The organism is Agrobacterium sp. CMT1 (assembly GCF_037203725.1).
Classification (GTDB): domain Bacteria; phylum Pseudomonadota; class Alphaproteobacteria; order Rhizobiales; family Rhizobiaceae; genus Agrobacterium; species Agrobacterium pusense.
In genome coordinates, this window is the sequence record NZ_JBBCAR010000011.1 from 44,155 (window position 1) to 65,596 (window position 21,442).

Below are 21,442 nucleotides of genomic sequence, written 5' to 3' on the forward strand. Positions count from 1 at the left end.
AGCGCCCTTTAGAGCCGTTCCTCGCTTTGCGCGTCGAACAGCGAGGCCATGGTCATGTCGAGGCCAAGGCGCACCTTGGTGCCGGGTGAAAACCGTCTGTGGCCGCCAACGCGCACGGACATGGTATGCCCGGCATGTTTAAGCCAGATCAGATTGTCGGCGCCCATCGGCTCTTCGATATCGACGATCGCCTCGTGCACCTCCCCGCCGACGATATCGGCATCAACGCGCACATGTTCGGGGCGAACGCCCAGAACCACCGCGCGACCGGCGACAAGCGGCGTTTCCGCATGATAACCGTCCAGTGCGAAAGTCACGCCATTGGTGGTGAAGACCACCTTACCGTCTTTTTCGATCAGCTCGCCGCGCAGGAAATTCATCGAGGGCGAGCCGATGAAGCCTGCGACGAACAGGTTCCGTGGCTTGTTGTAGATGGTGACTGGGTCAGCCAGCTGCTGGATGACGCCGCTTTTCATGATGGCGATGCGATCAGCCAGCGTCAGCGCCTCGATCTGGTCATGCGTCACATAGATCATGGTGTTCTTCAGCGACTGGTGCAGCCGCTTGATTTCGACGCGAAGCTCCGAGCGCAGCTTGGCGTCGAGGTTGGAGAGCGGTTCATCGAACAGAAAGACATCCACATCCCGCACCAGTGCCCGGCCGATCGCCACGCGCTGGCGTTGACCGCCGGAAAGTTCGGCCGGCTTGCGTTTCAGCAGCGGCTCGATCTGCAAGATGCCGGCTGCCCTTTTGACGCGGCGGTCAATTTCCTCTTTCGGCACTTTGGCGACCTGAAGGCCAAAGGAAAGGTTCTTTTCCACCGTCATTTGCGGATAGAGCGCATAGGACTGAAACACCATGCCGATGCCACGATCCTTCGGTTCTTCCCAGGTAACGTTACGGTCCTTGATGTATATCTGTCCGTCGGTCGGCTCCAGAAGGCCGGCGATGCAGTTGAGAAGGGTCGACTTGCCGCAGCCGGAAGAGCCGAGCAGCACGAGGAATTCGCCGTCGTAAATATCGAGATTGAGGTCTTTCAGCACGGTAACGGCGCCGAAGGACAGCGAAAGATCGCGGATGGAAACGCTTTTGTTCATATAGCTCAACCTTTTACTGCGCCTGCAGCAATGCCGCGGACGAAAAGCCTGCCGGAGAGGAAATAGACGATCAGCGGCACGGCCCCGGTCAAAAGGGTTGCGGCCATGTTGACGTTGTATTCCTTCACGCCCTGCACGGAGTTGACGATGTTATTGAGCTGCACCGTCATCGGGTAATATTCCGGCCGCGTGAACACCACGCCGAACAGGAAGTCGTTCCAGATGCCGGTCACCTGCAGGATCATCGCCACCACGAAGATCGGCAGTGACATGGGCAGCATGATGCGGAAATAAATCTGCCAGAAATTGGCACCATCGATCCGCGCCGCCTTGAAAAGTTCCTCCGGCAGCGAGGCGAAATAGTTGCGGAAAAGCAGCGTCAGGATCGGCATGCCGAAGATGGTGTGAACGATGACGAGGCCGCTCAGTGTGCCGTAAATGCCCAGTTCGCGAAGCACGATAACGATCGGATAAATCATCACCTGATAGGGAATGAAGGCGCCGATGATGAGGATGGAGAAGAACAACTCCGATCCCTTGAACTTCCAGTTCGCCATGGCATAGCCACTGACGGAGGCGACGATGATGGAAATGACGACCGACGGCACGAGGATGCGTACGGAGTTCCAGAAGCCCCGCGAAAGCCCGTCGCAATTCAGCCCTGTACAGGCATTCGCCCAAGCCTTGACCCAAGGCTCGAAGGTAATCTCCACCGGCGGTGCGAAAATGTTGCCGAGCCGGATTTCCGGCATGCCCTTCAGCGAGGTAACGACCATCACGTATAGCGGCAGCAGGTAATAGGCAGCAGCCACGAACAATGTGCCGTAGAGAATGATGTTGCGGCGGGAAAAGGTTTTCCTTGGCTTCTTGCCGCGCGGGCCGGAGAGCTCATTGGAAACCGCATCGTTGGCGGCGACAACCGTGTTCAATGTGCTGAGATTAGCCACGTTTCTTGCCTCCGAATTCAAGGTAGGCCCATGGAATGATGATGATCGCAACCGTCAGGAGCATCATAGTAGAGGCGGCAAAGCCCTGCCCCAGATTCTGCGCCTGGAACATGTAGTCATAGACATATTTTGCCGGGACCTCGGACGCGATGCCCGGCCCGCCGCTTGTCTGCGCCACCACGAGGTCGTAGACCTTGACGATGCCGCTGGCGATGATGACGAGCGTGGTGATGAAGACGGGACGCATCATCGGTATGATGATGAGGGTGTAGGTTTTCCACATCGGAATGCCGTCAACGCGCGTCGCCTTCCAGATGTCTTCATCAATGCCACGAAGACCGGCCAGCATCAGGCACATGACGAGCCCCGTGCCCTGCCAGAGCGCCGCGATCAGAATGCCATAGATAACGATCTCGGAATTGTAGAGCGGGTCGAACGTGAAGCTTTCCCAGCCAAGCGAACGGACAACGGACTGGATGCCAAATTCCGGGTTCAGCAGCCACTGCCAGACGAGGCCGGTAACGATGAAGGACAAAGCGAAAGGATATAGGAAGATGGTGCGGAACGCGTTTTCAAAACGTATTTTCTGATCCATCAACGCCGCCAGCACGAAGCCGATGACAAGGCTGAAAATTAGCGACAGGATGCCGTAAATCGCCAGATTCTGGATTGAGACGATCCAGCGCGGCGCGGCCCACAGCCGCTCATATTGATCGAAACCGATGAAGTTCGCCCGCGGCAGAAGCTTGGAATTGGTGAAGGAATAAACCACCGTCCAGACCGTGCCGCCAAGAAAGATCACCACGGCGGTCAGTATCATCGGAATGGAGGCAATCTTCGAATTGAGATTGCGGAAAAGCTGGTTGGGCCGCCGTGAGCGCGCTTGACCTGCCATGTTACCTCCTCCTGTAACGTTACAGTCAACGGCCGAGCACGGGGCTCGCCGCGAGAAACTCCGGCCATTGCCTATTATCCTGGCATAGCCCGGACGTTGGAAGGGGAGCGGCGAACCGCTCCCGATCCGAAGAGATTACTATCAGTCAGCCGAACCGATAATGTCCGCGAAACGCTTCTGCCCGTCTTCCGCCGACATCGAGCCCGCGAAGAATTCCGCCATCAGATCTTCCTTCTGTTTCTGCGTATCGGCGGAAATCAGCTGGTCGGTGCTGGTCAGCGCATTGCCCTTGGCCAGAATTGCCAGACCCTTTTTCATGCAGTCATTGGCTGCATTCAGGTCGACGTCGCCGCGGATCGGCAGCGAGCCTTTCTTCAGGTTGAAGGCAACCTGCGTTTTCGGATCAACGATGGTCGCGGCAAGAACATCCTGCGCCTTGGTTTTCGCCTCGTCCTTCAAAACGGGGAAATAAAAGGCGTCGCCACCCGTGGTCAGGTATTCACTCAGGCCAAGGCCAGGAAGGCAGGAATAATCAGTGCCGGCTTTCTGGTTGGCAAGCTGGAATTCACCCTGGGCCCAGTCGCCCATGATCTGGCCGCCGGCCTTGCCGGTGATGACCATGTTGGTGGCCTGGTTCCAGTCCTGAACATTGGTGCCCTTGGCCATGTCGCGCGCCTCGACGGCAGCCGCGAAAATCTTTGCCATTTCAGGACCTGCCGCCGCTTCGGCATCCTTGTCGCCATAGACCTTCTGATAAAGGTCCTTTCCGCCGATCGAAAGCGTCAGCGTGTCGAACAGGCCGTTCGCCTGCCATGCCTGGCCGCCAAGCGCGAGCGGCTGGATACCGGCCTTTTTCAGCGCCGGCGCTGCCGCAACAAATTCCGTCCAGTTCTTCGGAACTTCGACGCCCGCTTTCTTGAAAGCCGCATTGGAAAGCCACAGCCATTGCCACGAATGGATATTGACCGGCGCGCAATAAATCTTGCCGTCGATGGTGCAGCTGTCGAGCAGGCTCGCCGGCTTGATGACCTCTTTCCACTTACCTTTTTCGGCAACGTCGGACAGGTCCCGCATCAGGCCGGCCTGCACCAGTTCTTCCGCCTGCCGGCCGTGGTTGAACTGGGTGGCGCCCATCGGATCGCCGCCGGTGATGCGGCTGATCATGATCGGCCGGGCCGTGCCGCCCGAACCGGCAATCGCGCCGTCCACCCATTTATTGCCGGTCGCGTCGAAAGCCTTGGCCAGTTCGGCCACCGCTGCGGCTTCGCCGCCCGATGTCCACCAATGGGTCACCTCGAGATCAGTGGCCCCGGCAAAGCCCGCCGGAATCATCACGCTGGCCAGAAAAGCCGCAGAAATAACACGCATTCGCATGAGTCTCCTCCCTCACTGAAACGTTGCAGTTGGAACGTATGCGAAGATTTTTGATTAGGCAACCGCCTAAAATACGAATCTCGTTACTGCATTCAGCGGCGTCTCGAAGGATGGCAAAATTCGCCTGACAGGCGGACCGTAGAGGGGCTTGCGCGCCGTAATCCACACGCAATGCCACTGGTTTAAAAACTCTGCGCAGTAAGCAAACAGGTGCAAGAGACAATGAAACGCTGGCATATTCTCCTGATCATCGGATTGATCGGTGTCGCATCGCTCTTACTCGCCGCGTTTGAGCAGCTCATACCGGGGCAGCAGGTTTCAATGGCGATGCGCCTGTTGATACTCCTCCAACCAGCAGTCCTGACCGTCGCCTCGGTCGCCACCGGCCAAGCCCTCGCCGCAAAAATCGGGCTCCATGCTCCTTTGATCGATAGCTGGCTGACGGGCGGCGATCCGCGTGCGGTACTGCGAAAACAAGTGCCACCTGCACTTGCTGCGGGTGTTGCCGCTGCCATTGTGATGATCGTCTATTCGTCGGCGATCCTGCCCTTGGTCACAGATGCAGCAACCATGGCAAATATGACCAGATTTGACATTCCCCTGGCCACCCGGCTCCTCTATGGCGGCGTCACCGAAGAGCTATTGACCCGATGGGGCATGATGTCGTTTTTCGCGTGGATTCTCTGGCGCTCTACAGGAGGCGGGCAGGTTCGAGCGTTCATAATGTGCGCCGCCATCGTGATCGCTGCCGCTCTGTTCGCCGCTGGTCATCTGCCGTTTCTGTTTACCATTGCCGCGCAGCCCCGGCCGGCACTCGTCCTTGCAGTGCTGACCGGGAATTTTATTCCCGGACTCATCTTCGGATGGCTATTTTGGCGCCGGGGACTGGAGGCGGCAATTCTCTCTCATGGCTTTGCCCATTTTATAAATGCACTGGCGGCCTGAACCAAAAGGCGAAGCGGGCAGACGTCCGCTTCGCTTATTCTCTTGCGTAGGTAACGCCTATTGCCTCTTATAATCATCCTCGATGCGGATGACATCGTCCTCACCAATATAGGCTCCGGTCTGGATTTCGACCAGTTCGAGCGGGATCTGCCCCTCATTGGCAAGACGGTGCGGCTGGCCGATCGGGATATAGACCGACTGGTTTTCCGTCAGCAGCCGGGTTTCGTCACCAATCGTCACGGTGGCCGTTCCCTTGACGATGATCCAGTGTTCCGAGCGGTGATAGTGTTTCTGGAACGAGATGCGGTGGCCGGGATCGACGGTGATATGACCGACCCGATAACGCTCGTCCACATACATGTGCTCGATGTAACCCCAGGGCCGGTAAACGCGCTTGTGGGTCTGCGTCTGTGGCGCATGTTCGCCGTCCTTCAGCGTCTCCACCAGACCCTTCACGTCCTGCACCCGGTTCTTCGGCACCACCAGAACCGCATCCTTGGTGGCCACCACCACCATGTCCTTCGCGCCCACCACCGTCGTCAGCAATTGCGTCGAATGGATGAGGCAGCCTTCGGAATCGATGAAGACGCCATTACCTTCCAGCGCATTGTCATTGCTGTGTTTGTCGGCGATCTCCCAGATCGCGTCCCAGCTGCCGATATCCGACCAGCGAAAATGGCCGTGCACGACAGCCATGCGCCTGGTCTTCTCAATCACGGCATAGTCGATGGAATTCTTGGGCGAGGCTTCGAAGCTTTCCTGATGCAGACGCACGAAGCCGAGGTCGCTTTCATATTGCTCGACGGACTGCGTTACCGCGGCCAGAATTTCCGGCGCAAAGGCCTCCAGTTCGGCAATCATCACGTCGGAGCGGAACAGGAAGTTTCCGGAATTCCAGAGATAGCCTTTTTCGAGATAGGAGATCGCCGTCTTCATGTCAGGCTTCTCCACGAAGGCCTCGACCTTGCTCAGATCCTTTTCACCATCAATCGCCTCGCCCGGCTTGATGTAACCATAGGAGGTGCGCGGCTCCGTCGGCACCAAACCGAAGACGACGATGTTGCCCTGATCGGCGGCTTTGGCGCCGAGTTTCACGGCATCGGAAAACTTGTCGGCATCGAGCACCACATGGTCGGCAGCAAGCGCCAGAACCAGGCATCCGGGCTCGCGGCGCTCGGCCAGCACAGCGGCGGCGGCCATGGCGGCGGCGCTGTCACGGCGGGCGGGCTCAAGCACCACGGTGGCCGGCAGATCGATCTCCTCCGCCTGACGGCGGGCAAAAAAACGGAAATCCTCGTTGGTGATGACGAGTGGCTCGGAATAAAGCGTTTCGTCACCCACCCGCTGCAGGGTCTGCTGATAGGTCGAAAGATTGCCGACCAGCGGCTGAAACTGCTTGGGCAACTGATCGCGCGAGACCGGCCATAGCCTGGAGCCAGCACCACCGGCCAGAAGAACCGGCGTGATCTTTCGAGATTGTTCCTTCACAATAAAACCTTTCCAACGTCAAAAAATTTCCCGGCGCGCCGGACAATATACATATTTCCCAATACCGCCATCATCGGTTCATGGGCGGACAAGCGCAAGCTCATAAATCCCCCTTGTGAAAGCTTGGTGAACAGCTGGGTGTCTGCCCCGGCACGCTTTCCTAACGCCACGCGGCAGGTGAGGTTCCGCTCGATTTCTTCGCGCGGATCGATGCAGAGCAAATAAAAACCCCGGGATTGCTCCCGGGGCCGGCTTCAAGTGAGGCGTGACGCAAGCGTCAGCCCGGCAATGCATAGGCGATGACATAGTCGCCACGGTCAGGAGACTGGCGTGCGCCGCCAGCTGAGATGACGATATATTGCTTGCCGGTCTTCGGAGACTTGTAGCTCATCGGGCCGCCCTGGCTGCCGACCGGAAGGCGGGCCTTCCAGACTTCCTTGCCGGTCGCCGTATCGAAAGCGCGCAGATAATAATCCTGCGTGCCGGCGATGAAGACGAGACCGCCCTGCGTGGCCAACGTGCCGCCGAGCGTGGGCATGCCGATCGGGATCGGAAGGCCCATCTTGATGCCGAGCGGACCGGTATCCTCGACAGTGCCCACGGGCACCTGCCACTTGATCTTCTGGGTCTTCATGTCGATAGCGGTCATCGTGCCATAGGGCGGGGCTTGGCAGGGTATACCGAGAGCCGACAGGAAACGGTTCTTGTTCACCGCATAGGGTGTGCCCTTCATGGGAACGACGCCCATGCCGGTATTGACGCTTTCGCCGCCACTCGCGACAGCCTTGGTCGGTGCCGCTTCCTGCATCTGGATCCAGAGACCGAGGCGCATGTCGTTGACGAAGATCGTGTTCGTGGTCGGGTCCGTCGAAAGACCGCCCCAGTTCATGCCGCCGAGCGAGCCCGGGAACGACAGGGAGAGGTCCGTGCCCGGCGCCGTATAGAGGCCCTCATAACGCATACCCTTGAAGGCAATGCGGCAAAGAAGCTGGTCAAACGGGGTCGCGCCCCACATGTCCGCTTCCGTCAGGGTCTGCGCACCGATCTGCGGCATGCCGACCGAGCGTGGCTGTGTCGGCGCGTAGCGCTCGTTCGGAATATTGGCGGGCTTGACCGGAACTTCTTCAACCTTGGTCAGCGGCTGGCCTGTCTCCCGGTCGAGAACATAGATCTGTGCCGCCTTGGTGCCGAAAACCAGTGCCGGAACAGTGGTTCCATCCGCTTTCGGGAAATCGACGAAGCTCGGCTGCATCGGCACGTCGAAGTCCCAGAGGTCGTTATGAACCGTCTGGTAGACCCATTTTTCGCGACCGGTGGTGGCATCGAGCGCCAGCATCGAAGCACCATATTTATGGTCGAGCGGTGTGCGAGTTGCGCCGTACAAGTCCACCGAAGGGCTGCCGACCGGCATGAAGACGGTGTTCAGCTCCGGATCATAGGACATGGACGCCCAGACGTTGGGTGTGGAACGCGTGTAGGTCTGTCCCTCGGGCGGAAGTCCGGTAATATCAGGGTTGCCAGGGTCGAAGGCCCAGCGAAGCGCGCCCGTCACCACATCGAAACCGCGCATCACACCGCCGGGCATATCGACCTGAACGTTGTCGGCGATACGGCCGCCGACAACGACAGTCGTGCCGGCAAGCGTAGGTGCGGAGGTCAACACATATTGCGGGTCCGGTGCATCGCCGAGACCGATCTTCAGGTCGACGCGGCCATTGGTGCCGAAATCAGGGCAAAACGCGCCGGTGTCGGCATCGAGCGCTATCAGTTCCGCATTGATGGTGTTCATCAGAATGCGACGCTGGCAAAGCGCGCCCTCGGCCACCACAGCCGGGGTAACCGGCGTGGAGCCCGGTGCAGTCGGCTGCTTCAGCGGCGCCTTGGCGTCGAAATAGGCAAGACCGCGGCAACGCATCCAGACGGAAGATTTCGCGTTGATTTCCGCCTTCCACTTCTCTGCGCCGGTATCTGCATCAAGAGCGATGACATTGTTATGCGGCGTGCACAGGAATACGGTGTCGCCAACCTGCAGCGGCGTTTCCTGATCTTCCGCACCATTCGCGCCGGGGCTGATCGGGGTATCGCCGGTGTGGTAGGTCCAGGCGACTTCGAGGTTCTTGACGTTGTCGCGCGTGATTTCATCGAGAGCGACAAAGCGGCTGCCGCCGGATGTATTGCCGTAATGTTCCCAGTTCTTCTGCTCCGTTTCCGGTGTTACGGGCGTCAGGGCTGCGGGTTCACCATTGAACGCGACGGTGGGGTGCGGCACGAACATGCCGGCAAAACCCGCGCCGGTGGCGATGGCGAGAATGGCGGCAATGGCGAAAGAGGCGCCGTATGCCGGAGCCTTGCCGGCCGCGCGACGCAAGAGAGGATAGGAGAGCGCAACGACAATGGCACCGACGCCCATCGCGAGAAGGCGTGAAATGAGCGGCCAGAAGTGCAAGCCGGCTTCCCACACCGCCCAGATGCCGGTGAGGACGAAGACAAGGCCGAAGAGAACCGCACCGGCAGGCTTGCGCAGCAGGATGAGCAGGCCCGAGACGATGAGCGCGATGCCCGCCGTGACGAAATAGAGGCTGCCGCCGAGGGCCACAAGCTGGCCGCCGCCAATGGCGAAGAACAGGCCTGCGGCAACGATGACAGCGCCGAGCACCAACAGCCACAATCTGGCTGGGAGCGATAAAGAAGTTGCTGGATTACCCATGAAAGAATGTCCGGTTAGAAGAGCTGCCCCAAAAGGCTGAAGCCCGGTGATTGTTCAGCGTCCGGCGATGCCGGGACAGCCTGCGGCCGCAATGGCCAGGCGAAAATGCGCCGAAGGCGGCGCGGCTGAACGGGGAACAATGGTGGGGAAGACTTCCGTCGTGACTGTCATGCGTGACCCATTCACTGCAGGTAACCGCCGGCCCCATGGACGGCGGGCAAGATGCTTGAACAAATCCTCCCCGGTTTCTCCCATCAAAGTCTGCAAAGCGGCAAAGACGATCGAAACACTGGCTGCGGTATAACGTCGCCTGCGACAAGATGACAATGCGCAAGCTGGGCAATTTCGATAAGCTATGCTTATATCACATCACACCCGACAAAACAAAGAAATCTCCCGATGGATATTCGTCAACTCACGATATTCGTGGAAGCGGCAAGGGCGAGGAACTTTCGTGCCGCCGCCCTGCAGCTCGGCATTGCCCAGCCCGCCGTCACCCAGCGCATTCGACAGCTGGAGGAAAATCTGGGCTTCAAGCTCTTTCACCGCATCAATCGCGGTGTGGAACTTACCCCGGCCGGTCAGTCCATGCTCATCGAGGCGGAAGAAATCCTTGCACGCACCAAAAGTGCGCTGGAAAGGGCGCAGCAGATCCGCCGCGGCCAGCTTGGCACGCTGCGCATCGGTTACGGCACCAGTGTTATGGCCGAGCGTAAACTACCCGCGCTCATTACCCGCTATGGTGACGAGCACCCAGACGTGACGCTTGAACTGTTGCCCGGCATGACAATGGAACAGCTGATCGAGCAGGTGACGACCCGCGAGACCGACGTTGCCTTCATCCGCGCGCCTCTTCCCACGCTGCCGCAGACCTTGCGAACCATGCCGTTCGACCGCTCGAGGCTTTGCGTCGCTTTGCCGGAACGTCACGTACTCGCCAAGCGCCCGCAGGTTTCCGTCAGCGATATCCTGCACGAAAAACTGCTGCTGCCGGTTGACGAGATTGGCCTCGGCCTCAGCAGCAGCGCGCTTTCGCTTTTCGAAGATGCCGGCTGCACGCCGCAAGTCGGCATGCGCATCGCCAACGTCAATACGATTCTCGCGCTCGTGGAGGCCGGTGCAGGCATTTCCATCCTGCCGGAAAGCACGGTGCTTTCCGCAAGGGGCACTGCCGCCGTGTCACTCGATAGCGCGGAGGCATGGTCCGACTGCGTACTGCTCGTCAGGCGCGGCGCGCTTGCCCTGCATGTCGAAGCCTTCGCGAATATGGCCCGCCGAGCCTACAGACTTAGCCTTTGACAAGCAGGACGCGGAATTAATCGATTGAATCGGCCGCAAATTTCATCCCGCTTAAATTTGCTGCACTGAACAACATTCAAGGCTTGGCAGGCGCGCGAAAAATACAATAACAACAGCGGATATTTTTACATTGTTATAGACACGAAAGCACACACAGCCCATGTCCGACACGACCAAGCCCGCCAGCACAAGAACATCGGTTACGGATCAGGAAGCCCTGGATTTCCACGCGGAAGGCAGGCCGGGCAAGCTGGAAATCACCCCGACGAAGCCGATGGCAACACAGCGGGATCTGTCACTCGCCTATTCGCCCGGCGTGGCCGTGCCGGTGAAAGCCATCGCCGAAAATCCGGCGACCGCTTACGATTATACGACACGCGGCAACATGGTGGCCGTCATCTCCAACGGCACCGCGATCCTAGGGCTGGGCAATCTCGGCGCGCTGGCCTCGAAGCCGGTCATGGAAGGCAAGTCGGTCCTCTTCAAGCGTTTCGCCGATGTCGATTCCATCGATCTCGAGGTCGATACCGAAGACGCCGATGAGTTCATCAATTGCGTGCGTTACCTCGGCCCCTCCTTCGGCGGCATCAATCTGGAAGACATCAAGGCGCCGGAGTGTTTCATCATCGAAAGCCGCCTGCGCGAATTGATGGATATTCCCGTATTCCATGACGACCAGCACGGCACCGCCATTATTGCCGCCGCCGGCCTGATCAACGCCATCGAACTGACCGGACGTGACTTCAAGACCACCAAGCTCGTCTGCAACGGTGCGGGTGCGGCCGCAATCGCATGCATGGACCTCATCAAGGCCATGGGTTTCAACCCGGAAAACATCACGCTCTGTGATACCAAGGGCGTCATCTATCAGGGCCGCACCGAGGGCATGAACCAATGGAAATCCGCGCATGCGGTGAAAACCGACAATCGCACGCTGGCGGAAGCCATGAAGGGTGCTGACGTGGTGTTCGGCCTCTCACAGAAGGGCGCGTTCAGCGAAGAAATGATCCGCTCCATGGCGCCGAAGCCGATTATCTTTGCAATGGCCAATCCCGACCCGGAAATCACCCCGGAAGAAGTGTCCCGCATCCGCGATGACGCCATCATGGCGACGGGACGTTCCGACTATCCGAACCAGGTCAACAACGTCCTCGGCTTCCCCTATATCTTCCGCGGCGCGCTCGATGTGCGTGCCCGCCAGATCAACGATGCCATGAAGATCGCCGCCGCGCAGGCGCTGGCGGATCTGGCCCGCGAAGACGTGCCTGACGATGTGGCCGCCGCCTATCAGGGCAACCGCCCGCGTTTCGGACCGCAATATATCATTCCGGTCCCGTTCGATCCGCGCCTGATCTCCGCCATTCCTGTCGCCGTGGCAAAAGCCGCTATCGAAACCGGCGTCGCCCAGCGCGAAATTCCCGATCTCGACGCCTATGCCCGCGAGCTTTCGGCCCGTCGTGATCCGATGGCCTCGACCACGCAACGCCTTTACGAGCGTGTGCGTCGTTCGCCCAAGCGCGTGGTCTTTGCCGAAGCGGAAGAAGAACAGGTCATGCGCGCGGCGATTTCGTTTACCGCTCAAGGGCTTGGTACCGCCATCCTGCTCGGCCGTGACGATATCATCAAGGCCAATGCGGAGCGTGCCGGTATCGATCTCGACCGCGCCAATATCGAAATTACCAATGCCCGCCTCTCCAGCCGGGTCGATGCCTATATCGATTACCTCTATGCGCGGCTGCAGCGCGGCGGCTTCCTGCTGCGCGACGTGCAGCGCCTGATCCACAACGACCGCAACCACTTCGCCGCCTGCATGGTCGCGATGGGCGATGCGGACGCGGTGGTGACGGGCGTGACGCGCAATTATTCGACGGCGCTGGAAGATATCCGCCGTTGCATCAACACCAAGCCAGGCCATCGCGTCATCGGCGTGTCCCTCGTTGTCTCGCGCAACCGCACCGTCTTCGTGGCCGACACGGCCGTGCACGACATGCCGAATGCCGAGGACCTCGCCGATATCGCCGAGGAGGCAGCCGGCCTCGCCCGCCGTTTCGGTTACGAGCCGCGCGTTGCCATGCTCGCTTATTCCACCTTCGGCCAGCCGGTCGGCGAACGCTCCGACAAGGTGCGCGAGGCGGTGAAAATTCTCGACAAGCGCAACGTCAATTTCGAGGTCGATGGCGAAATGTCGGCGGATGTGGCGCTGAACCATCACCGCATGCAGAGCCAGTATCCCTTCGCGCGCCTTTCCGGCCCCGCCAATGTGCTGGTCATGCCCGCCATCCATTCCGCCTCCATCTCCACCAAGATGCTGCAGGAATTGGGCGGTGCGACCGTCATCGGCCCTCTTCTCGTCGGCCTCGACAAGTCGGTGCAGATAACCTCGATGGGGGCCAAGGACAGCGATATCGTCAACATGGCAGCAATCGCGGCCTATAATGCCGGACGATAATTGAAATGCAGTGCGGCTTGCTTCTCGCCTCTTGGTTGAAACAAGCCGCACACCACTAAAACCTAAAGAACAAGATTCTACGATTTTAAATTATTAGGATATTTTTTCTGCCTGACAACATTATTGGAACTCGTTTCTATTCATAGTATTTTTTGCGCAATGCCAATTCTCGCTCTCTGCAAGTCCGTCATGTAGGTTCCAGCCACAAGCAAAAGGAAATACCCATGGCCTTCTCCCTCCCCAAGTTTGCCGCGAAACTCATCGCCGGAACCGTTGTCATCGCCTCGCTGGCAACCACCGCTCATGCGGATGCAACGCTTGACCGCATCAAGGGTCGCGGCAAGCTCACCGTCGGCGTCATTCTTTCCGGCGCGCCTTTTGGTTTTATCGATCCAAAAACGCAGGAGCAGAAGGGCCTCAACATCGACGTCGCCAAGGCGCTCGCCGCAGGTCTCGGCGTTGAACTGGTGACTGAGACCGTGACCCCGCCAAACCGCGTGCAGTTCCTGCAGCAGGGGAAGGTCGATATTCTTATCGCCAACATGCAGTACACCGAAGAACGTGCGAAAACGCTCGACTACGTGCCCACCCCCTATGACCGTCAGGGCGGCGCCGCCATCGGTCGAAAAGACTCTGGCATCAAGGACTGGTCCGACCTGAAAGGCAAGATCGCCTGCGTGTCTCAAGGTTCCAACTACACTCAGCCGCTGATCGAGCAATATGGCGCGCAGGTAAAAGCTCTGCCCAGCCAGCCGGAATCGCTGCTGGCGCTGAAGGGTGGCAATTGCGATGTGTCCGTTCACGTCAACGGCACGCTGAGCCTGATGCTTCAGGACCGCGCTGATGAGTGGAAGGATTACGGCATCCTCATCCCCACAGATCTCATACCGTCGGATTCCGTGATCTGGCTGCGAAAGGGTGAAAGCGACACGCAGGCGGCTCTCGACAAGATCGTCAAGGAATTGCACGCTTCCGGCAAGATGCTGGAATTCGCCAAGGCAAACCGTCTGCCGAGCATCGGCTATATGGAAGAACAGCAGAAGAAGCTGTCCGCCGCGCAGTAAAGGTCAGCGCACGGCTGTCCTGTCATCCCCCGTCACGCCGCAACGTGGTGAGGACGATGGCATAGAGATGGTTCCCATGATCATCAGGAACGGCCGGTTCACCTGCCGTTCTTTTCTGCTTTATAATGGCAGGCCATTCTGGCGCCGCCCACGTGGCGGCACCCGCAATAACAGCATGGATTTCCAATGCAGGATTCATTTACAGCGCGCTTCATAGAACTGGCCGCGCATCTTGGCCTCAACTATGATTTTCTGAACAGCGGCTATGAGGTTCAGATCTGGCTCGACGGCATGAAGATGACGCTGATCCTCGTTACCGTCACCTTGCCGCTCAGCCTCGTCTTCGGTTTCATTTTCGCGGCAATGCTCACGTCCGGGAAGACCTGGCTCGCCGGTCCCGTGCGCGCCTATGTGGAACTGACGCGCAACACGCCGACGCTGGTACAGCTGATGTGCGGTTTCCTCGTGCTCAACATGCTGATTTCCAATGCGCTGGGTGGCGCGCAGAACAATCCGCTGACACCGTTTTTCTGGGTCGTTGCGGTCACGGGACTGCACATTGCCGCCTTCCATGCCGAAGCGCTGCGCGGCGGCATCGAGGCGGTGCCCGGCACCACAATCGAGGCAGCGCGTGCAATCGGTTTCAGTTCCTTCGAGATTCTGCGTTATGTGGAGTTTCCGCTGGCGATCCGGACAGCGCTGCCCTCCATCATCAACAATCTCGTCAATCTGGTGAAGCTCACCACGGTCGGCTCTGCAATCGCCGTGGGTGAGATCACCTATGCCTCCATCCTGATCTGGACGCAGCGCGACAATGTGGTCGAGCTGATGATCGTTATCCTCGTTTTCTTCAGCGTCATCAATTTCATCGTCGCAAGGGCCGGTCTCTGGCTTGAACGGCGTCTTGCGGTTCCGGGGTTCGGTCAATGAGTGCGGTGGTTTCTCCAACACGGGCGGTGAAGAAGCCGCCTTTCGGCACCATTCTGCTGCTGGGCGTCCTGGTTGCCGTCATCCTGTGGCTGGTCCTCGATCCGTCGCTCGGCCAGGTGCTGCTGGAATGGCTGCCCTATCTCGCCAAGGGCTTCGCCATGAATGTGCTGATAAGCATTCTGGCGATCGCCATCGGCACATTTATCGGCGTTCTTCTCGGCATCATGGAGCTTGCGCCCTACCGTCTGGTTCGCGCACCGGCACTGACCTATGTGCAAATTTTCCGCAATGCCCCGCATCTGGTGCTGATCTTTGCCGCGACTTACATCTTCCCCTTCGAGATCGTGGCCTTTGGCAACTACATTCCTTTTCCGGACTGGATCAAGGCGGTTGTGGGCCTTGCCATTCCCGCCAGCGCCCATATCGCCGAAATCACCCGCGGCGCCATCCAGTCCATTCCGACAGCGCAATGGGAAGCCGCTCAGGGGCTGGGCTTTTCGCGCAACCAGACCCTGCGCTGGATCATCCTGCCGCAATGCATAAAACGCTCCCTGCCGCCGTGGATGAACCTCTACGCATCGATCACCATGGGCACGGCGCTCGCCTCGCTGGTCGGCGTGCATGAGCTTCTTCACGCCGCGACCGACGCCAGCACCGCCGTGCAGCGCAACGATTTCACCGTGGTGGTCTATCTCACCGTTCTGATGGCGTTCTTCCTGTTCTGCTATCCCGTCTCCCGTTTCACGCAGCGCCTCGAGCGGCGCTTCGCTTCCCGCTGATTGGAACAAGCCATGCCCGCATCCATCGCCCAAAACGCCCAGCCGCTTGTTGAACTCGAAGCAATCCATCTTGCTTTTGGTGACAACCAGGTTCTGAAAGGCATTGATCTCACCGTCAACAAGGGGGACGCCGTCTCCATCATCGGTCCTTCCGGCTCCGGCAAGTCCACCATCCTGCGCTGCATCAACGGCCTGCTCATTCCGCAATCGGGCAAGATCACCGTCGGCGGCACCCGTGTCGACCAGCTGAAGACCGAGGCCGAGCGCATCGCGCTGCGCAAGCGCATCGGCATCGTGTTCCAGCAGTTCAACCTCTTCCCGCATCTGACGGTGATGGAAAACATCACCATCGCGCCGATCAAAATACTTGGCACGCCAAAAGCCGAAGCGGAGCGCCATGCCCGCGAATTGCTGGAAAAGGTCCGCCTGTCCCAGAAGGTCGACGCCTATCCCGGCCAGCTTTCCGGCGGCCAGCAGCAGCGCGTGGCGATCGCCCGCGCGCTCGCCATGCGGCCGGAGCTGGTACTGTTCGATGAAGTCACCTCGGCACTCGATCCCGAAACGGTTGGGGAAGTGCTCGCCGTCATCCGCGACCTCGTCAACGACGGCATGACGAGCATTCTCGTTACTCACGAAATGCGCTTTGCCGAAGAAATCAGCGACAAAATCGTCTTCACCGAAAACGGCCTGATCGTCGATCAGGGCACGCCGGAGCACATATTCTACAAGTCGACCAATCCGCGCATCAACGCCTTCGTCAAGGGTCTCGGCGGACAAGGCGCGCGCGTGAATGACGGCGAAGGGATCTGATGCCATGGTCGCGGAGGAAAAACTCACACTTCGTCTTGCAGGAGCCATTGCCGCTTCCGATCCGCTACACGATGAAGAGGCGGTCACCATTGCCCGCACGGCACTGATCGATTTCTTTGCCTGCGTTCTGGGCGGCGCTGCCGACAGGAGCACGAAAATCCTGATCGACACCTTCACGTCAGGCACGCAAGGCGCAGCCGGCATCGTCGGCCACGATCTGCGTACGGATGCCTTCACCGCCGCCCTTATCAACGGCCATGCCGGTCACGTGCTTGATTACGACGACGTCCATGGCAGTGTGCGCGGCCACCCCACCGTCGCCATTGTTCCAGCCCTGCTGGCTGTTGCGGTCGAGGAAGGCTCGACGGCGGATGCATTCATCGCCGCCTATATCGTCGGGCTGGAAACCATGGCCCGCATTGGCCTGTCGCTCGGCACCAGACATTACGAAAATGGTTTCCACGCCACCGCCACACTTGGCCCCATGGGTGCCGCGGCGGCGATCGCTCATCTCCTGAAATTCGATCCGCAGACAACGGCCGTGGCGCTCGGCCTCGCCGCCACGCAATCGGCCGGGCTTCGCCTGCAATTCGGTTATGACGCCAAGCCGCTCCATGCGGGGCTTGCCACGCGTGCCGGCCTCACCGCAGCACGGCTGGCACGATCCGGCTTTCAGGGCGCGCCGGATTTTCTGGAAAATTCCATCGGCTTTTATTCGGCCTTCGCCTTCGGCGCCGAGCAGCCGAAGCGTGTTCTCTCCGGCTGGGGCGCACCCTGGCAGATCGTCTCGCCGGGCCTGACCCTCAAGGCCTTCCCGTGTTGTACCGCGGCACACCCCGTCGCCGTGGGCGCGCTGGCGCTGCGCAGCACCCATGAGCTGCAGCCGGAAGAAATCGAGGCGGTCACCATCACCTTCCCGCCCGGCGGCGATGCCGCGCTTGTCGGCCCTGCCACGCCCGCAACCGGCATAGACGCGCGCTTCAGCCCCGAATATGTCTTCGCTGCGGCGCTGACGGATGGGTCACTGGGGATCAGCCATTTCGACGAACGCCCGGCACGCGCCGACCTGCTCGGCCTTTCCGCGAAAGTCTCGCGCCGGCATGACGAGACCGCTCGCCGCCTGTCGCCAGACCCAACCACCCGTTTCGTGGTGATAGATGTCACGAAGAAGGATGGTACGGTGCTATCGCGCCGCGTCGACGAGCTTCCCGGCATTGATGACCCGGCCGAAAAATTTGCCGACGCGACCGGCGGCAGTGAAAAATTCGCCAGTATCCCGGCCTTGGTGCGGTCCATGAAAACCGCAGCCGACCTCAGGAAGCTCGAAATGCTTCTGGTATCGCCAATATAACTCGACTGACATGAAGGCATGATTCCCATGACCACCACGACCCGCAAAAGACAGATGCATCTCGGCCTTTTCCTGCAGGGTGCCGGACACCACGTTTCCGGCTGGCGTCACCCCGATGCGGAGGCCGGCAGCGAAAACCTCGATCTGCTCACCCGCGTGACGAAAATGGCCGAAGCGGCGAAGTTCGACATGGTATTTCTCGCCGACGGGCTGACCAGCGGCGTCGACGCCCATCCTTCGATGATCGCACGTTTCGAGCCGTTGACCCTGCTTGCCGCGCTGGCAATGGTGACGGAGAAGATCGGGCTGGCCGCAACCGCCTCCACCACCTATGGCGAGCCCTATCACACCGCTCGCGCCTTCGCCTCCATAGACCATCTAAGCCATGGTCGAGCGGCCTGGAACATTGTCACCACCTCTTACGCACGGACGGCAGCGAATTTCTCCAAGGACCACCCCGAGCATGACGAGCGTTATGCGGTGGCGGAAGAATATGTGAACGTCGTTCGCGGCCTTTGGGACAGCTGGGATGACGACGCCTTCATCAAGGACAAGCAGGCGGGCCGCTACGTCGATCCCGAGAAAGTCCATGTTCTCAACCACGAAGGCAAATATTTCACCGTCAAGGGACCGCTCAACATTCCGCGCTCGCCGCAGGGCCATCCGGTTCTCATCCAGGCCGGTTCCTCCGGGCCGGGTCAGGATCTTGCCGCACGCACCGCCGATATCGTCTTCACCGCCCAACAGGCGATTTCCGAAGCGCAGGCTTTCTACACGAGCCTCAAGGCGCGCGTCGAAAAATTCGGCCGCGATCCCGCCAGCGTTGCCGTGATGCCCGGCTTCATGCCGATCATCGGCAGGAGTTTCGAGGAGGCGAGTGAAAAGCTGAAGGAACTGAACCGCTGGACGGACATCAAGAGCGCGATGCCGCTGCTCCAAGAGCGCATCGGCCACAGCCTGGCCGACTATGATCTCGACGGCCCGTTGCCCGAACTTCCCATCTCCGACCAGTTGCGCAGCCGCGCCGAGTTGCTGACCGAGCTGGCACGGCGCGAAAAGCTCACGATCCGAGAACTGGCGCTGCGCGTCGCGGCCGGCCGTGGCCACCATATCGTCATGGGAACGGCGAGCGATGTTGCCGACAGGATGCAGCAATGGTTCGAAAACGGCGCAGCCGATGGCTTCAACGTCATGCCGCCCTTCTTCCCCGGCGGTCTGGAGGAGTTTAATCGCGAGGTGGTACCTCTCTTGCAGGAACGCGGCCTGTTCCGCCGGGAATATGAGGGCTCCACATTGCGCGACCACCTCGGCATCACGCGCCCGGCCTTGCGGGGATAACCGTGCGCAGGTGCCCTATCAAGGGCATCCGCCTCAATTGATGATCAGCAATAAGCGGGGCCGGCGAAAGCCGGCTCCCTTCATGCTGCTGCGCGCCCGACCTCCTGATCGTGCCGAGCAGCAGTCGAAAAATCAGACCGTATAGAGGCACCATCCTCACGCTGAACCGTGCGGCGGTTCAGTTTGAACAGGCTGACAAGCTGGGCCAATGCATCCGCACCCTGCGCGAGCGTGGTGCTGATTACGGTGGTGCGTGCGCTCATGGCGGCGTTTTCCTGCGTCATCCGGTCCAGCCGGTTGACCGCCTTGTTGATCTCACTGATGCCGACAGCCTGCTCGTCGGCTGCCTTGGCGATCATGTCAACGTTGCCGTCAATATGTCTGACCAGCGCGTCGATCTGCTTCAGCGCTTCGCCCGTTTCACCCACGAGCCTTACCCCTTCGAGGACCTCGCTGCCGGAATTGTTGATCAGCGCCTTGATTTCCTTGGCGGCACCGGCGGAACGCTGCGCAAGCTCGCGCACCTCCTGCGCCACCACGGCAAAGCCCTTGCCGGCTTCACCCGCGCGGGCGGCTTCCACGCCCGCATTCAGCGCCAGCAGGTTGGTCTGGAAGGCGATCTCATCGATAACACCGATGATCTGACTGATTTCCCGCGATGCTGTCTCGATGCGCTGCATGGCATTGACCGTGCGCTCAACGACCTCGGTCGAGGCCGCGGTGGATGTGCGTGCACTCTGAACCAGCTTGCGGGTCTCTTTCATGTTTTCCGTGGATGAACGAACCGTCGCCGTGATTTCCTCCAGTGCCGCAGAGGTTTCTTCGAGCGCTACGGCCTGCTCGCGCGAACGTTCGGCCAGATTGACGGAAGCCTCGCTGACTTCCTGGCTGCTGCGGGTCAGATCGCCCGTCTGGCCGAGAACATTTTCCAGCGTCTTCTGGAATTCCGCGATAGACTTGTTGAAATCGCGCCGCAGGCTCTCAAATTCACCCACGAAGGGTTTGTCCAGCGTGACGCGGATGTTGCATTGGGAGAGCCGCTCAAGCGCCGCGCCAAGCTCCTCCACCGCATGCATGCGGTCCGTCACGTCGAAGGCAAACTTCGCCACCTTCAAGACACGGCCCTGCTCATCCAGTATCGGATTATAGGACGCCTGGATGAAAACGCGTTTGCCGTCCTTGCCGAGCCGCATGAACTGCCCGGCAGAGAAACGGCCGCTCCTCAGCTCCTGCCAGAAATCACGATATTCCTGGGACTGGGCATAAGCTGGCTCACAGAACATCGAATGATGCTTGCCCACAATTTCCTGCGCCGTGTAACCAAGCGCCGCGAGGAAATTCTCGTTGGCGCTGAGGATCTTCCCATCTGGTGTAAATTCGATCATGGCCTGCGCGCGGGAGAGAGCGGCCAGCTTGCCGTCATCTTCCATGCTCTTGCGCTTGATCACGGTGATATCGGTTGCAACCTTGACGATCTTGTAAGGTTTACCGAAACGAAAGACGGGATTATAGGAAGCTTCGATCCAGATTTCGTCGCCGTTTTTTGCCCGGCGCCGATATTGACCCTGATCATATTCGCCGCGCGAGAGTTTCGCCCAGAACGCGTTGTATTCCGCATTGGCAGCCTCTTCGGGAGCGACAAACATGCTGTGGTGCCGTCCGATGATTTCGGACTGCTGATAACCCACCGCTTTGCAGAAATTATCGTTCGCCTTCAGAATTTTCCCGGTCAGATCGAATTCGATGATGGCCTGCGAACGGTTCAGGGCGTCAAGTACCGCAGATGCATCCAGACCGAGTTTGGAAAAGTGAGACATGCCTTTAAAACCCCCAAATTAACCGCCGCGCAGACCCACTGCCCCTCCGAATGAGAAGGGATGAACATGGATGGGCCTGACTGCACGCGAAACTAGCCAGACACTGTTAAATAGCGATTAATAATGACTCATAACTATCTAAGCCGCGACCT

Annotated in this window: 17 protein-coding genes; 9 read left to right on the forward strand and 8 right to left on the reverse strand. The window is 59.5% G+C overall.

Translation table 11 applies throughout. The features are described from left to right. Positions 1-8: 8 nt before the first annotated feature. The 4 genes from WA845_RS14245 to WA845_RS14260 all read right to left on the reverse strand — a co-directional run bounded on the left by WA845_RS14245 (position 9) and on the right by WA845_RS14260 (position 4,313). Entirely contained in the window at positions 9-1,097 is a 1,089-nt protein-coding gene (locus tag WA845_RS14245; RefSeq protein WP_111813377.1) for an ABC transporter ATP-binding protein, read from the reverse strand. A gap of 5 nt (positions 1,098-1,102) precedes the next feature. Then, complete coding sequence (locus WA845_RS14250) at positions 1,103-2,044, reverse strand: carbohydrate ABC transporter permease (protein WP_004438490.1); 942 nt, start codon at positions 2,042-2,044, stop codon at positions 1,103-1,105. Further along, the gene (locus tag WA845_RS14255; protein WP_004438488.1) at positions 2,037-2,939 is read right to left on the reverse strand and encodes a carbohydrate ABC transporter permease; all 903 of its coding nucleotides are present in this window, start codon (positions 2,937-2,939) and stop codon (positions 2,037-2,039) included. Before WA845_RS14255 ends, WA845_RS14250 begins: the two co-directional genes overlap by 8 nt. Positions 2,940-3,080: 141 nt before the next feature. After that, positions 3,081-4,313, reverse strand: a complete 1,233-nt coding sequence (locus WA845_RS14260) for an ABC transporter substrate-binding protein (RefSeq protein WP_034498262.1) — start codon at positions 4,311-4,313, stop codon at positions 3,081-3,083. A 222-nt stretch (positions 4,314-4,535) separates the two neighbouring features. On the opposite strand from WA845_RS14260, the gene WA845_RS14265 reads away from it, so the two are divergent. Then, a complete protein-coding gene (locus tag WA845_RS14265) occupies positions 4,536-5,258 on the forward strand; it encodes a CPBP family intramembrane glutamic endopeptidase (protein ID WP_064263145.1) in 723 nt (240 codons plus the stop codon). Between the two features lie 57 nt (positions 5,259-5,315). Here WA845_RS14265 and WA845_RS14270 read toward each other — a convergent pair whose 3' ends face one another. Genes WA845_RS14270 through WA845_RS14280 form a run of 3 tightly spaced genes read right to left on the reverse strand, consistent with a single transcriptional unit; the run spans position 5,316 to position 9,453 of the window. Continuing rightward, positions 5,316-6,746 (reverse strand): mannose-1-phosphate guanylyltransferase/mannose-6-phosphate isomerase, encoded by a 1,431-nt coding sequence (locus tag WA845_RS14270; RefSeq protein ID WP_044459816.1) that lies wholly within the window; start codon positions 6,744-6,746, stop codon positions 5,316-5,318. After that, entirely contained in the window at positions 6,743-6,967 is a 225-nt protein-coding gene (locus WA845_RS14275) for a hypothetical protein (protein WP_035208549.1), read from the reverse strand. Before WA845_RS14275 ends, WA845_RS14270 begins: the two co-directional genes overlap by 4 nt. A 56-nt stretch (positions 6,968-7,023) precedes the next feature. Then, positions 7,024-9,453 carry a glucose/quinate/shikimate family membrane-bound PQQ-dependent dehydrogenase gene (locus WA845_RS14280; protein WP_220366955.1) on the reverse strand — a complete coding sequence of 810 codons (2,430 nt, stop codon included), beginning with the start codon at positions 9,451-9,453 and terminating at the stop codon, positions 7,024-7,026. Between the two features lie 399 nt (positions 9,454-9,852). On the opposite strand from WA845_RS14280, the gene WA845_RS14285 reads away from it, so the two are divergent. The 8 genes from WA845_RS14285 (at position 9,853) to WA845_RS14320 (ending at position 19,473) form a co-directional block, all read left to right on the forward strand. Then, the gene (locus WA845_RS14285) at positions 9,853-10,752 is read left to right on the forward strand and encodes a LysR family transcriptional regulator (protein WP_174151604.1); all 900 of its coding nucleotides are present in this window, start codon (positions 9,853-9,855) and stop codon (positions 10,750-10,752) included. Positions 10,753-10,912: 160 nt separating this feature from the next. Next, positions 10,913-13,201 (forward strand): NADP-dependent malic enzyme, encoded by a 2,289-nt coding sequence (locus tag WA845_RS14290; RefSeq protein WP_034498268.1) that lies wholly within the window; start codon positions 10,913-10,915, stop codon positions 13,199-13,201. 224 nt (positions 13,202-13,425) lie between these two features. Then, complete coding sequence (locus WA845_RS14295) at positions 13,426-14,265, forward strand: transporter substrate-binding domain-containing protein (RefSeq protein ID WP_004438468.1); 840 nt, start codon at positions 13,426-13,428, stop codon at positions 14,263-14,265. 186 nt (positions 14,266-14,451) lie between these two features. Beyond that, complete coding sequence (locus tag WA845_RS14300; RefSeq protein WP_111813386.1) at positions 14,452-15,195, forward strand: amino acid ABC transporter permease; 744 nt, start codon at positions 14,452-14,454, stop codon at positions 15,193-15,195. Further along, complete coding sequence (locus WA845_RS14305; protein WP_006698607.1) at positions 15,192-15,974, forward strand: amino acid ABC transporter permease; 783 nt, start codon at positions 15,192-15,194, stop codon at positions 15,972-15,974. Before WA845_RS14300 ends, WA845_RS14305 begins: the two co-directional genes overlap by 4 nt. Positions 15,975-15,986: 12 nt before the next feature. Further along, positions 15,987-16,784 carry an amino acid ABC transporter ATP-binding protein gene (locus WA845_RS14310; RefSeq protein ID WP_174151605.1) on the forward strand — a complete coding sequence of 266 codons (798 nt, stop codon included), beginning with the start codon at positions 15,987-15,989 and terminating at the stop codon, positions 16,782-16,784. Positions 16,785-16,788: 4 nt separating this feature from the next. Next, positions 16,789-18,135, forward strand: coding sequence for an MmgE/PrpD family protein (locus WA845_RS14315; protein WP_174151636.1), 1,347 nt, complete (start codon positions 16,789-16,791; stop codon positions 18,133-18,135). A gap of 18 nt (positions 18,136-18,153) precedes the next feature. Beyond that, a complete protein-coding gene (locus tag WA845_RS14320; protein ID WP_337322431.1) occupies positions 18,154-19,473 on the forward strand; it encodes an LLM class flavin-dependent oxidoreductase in 1,320 nt (439 codons plus the stop codon). An 80-nt stretch (positions 19,474-19,553) separates the two neighbouring features. Here the strand turns inward: WA845_RS14320 and WA845_RS14325 are convergent, their stop codons facing one another. After that, on the reverse strand, positions 19,554-21,290 hold the full coding sequence (locus WA845_RS14325; protein ID WP_174151606.1) for a methyl-accepting chemotaxis protein: 1,737 nt from the start codon (positions 21,288-21,290) through the stop codon (positions 19,554-19,556). Positions 21,291-21,442: the final 152 nt, after the last annotated feature.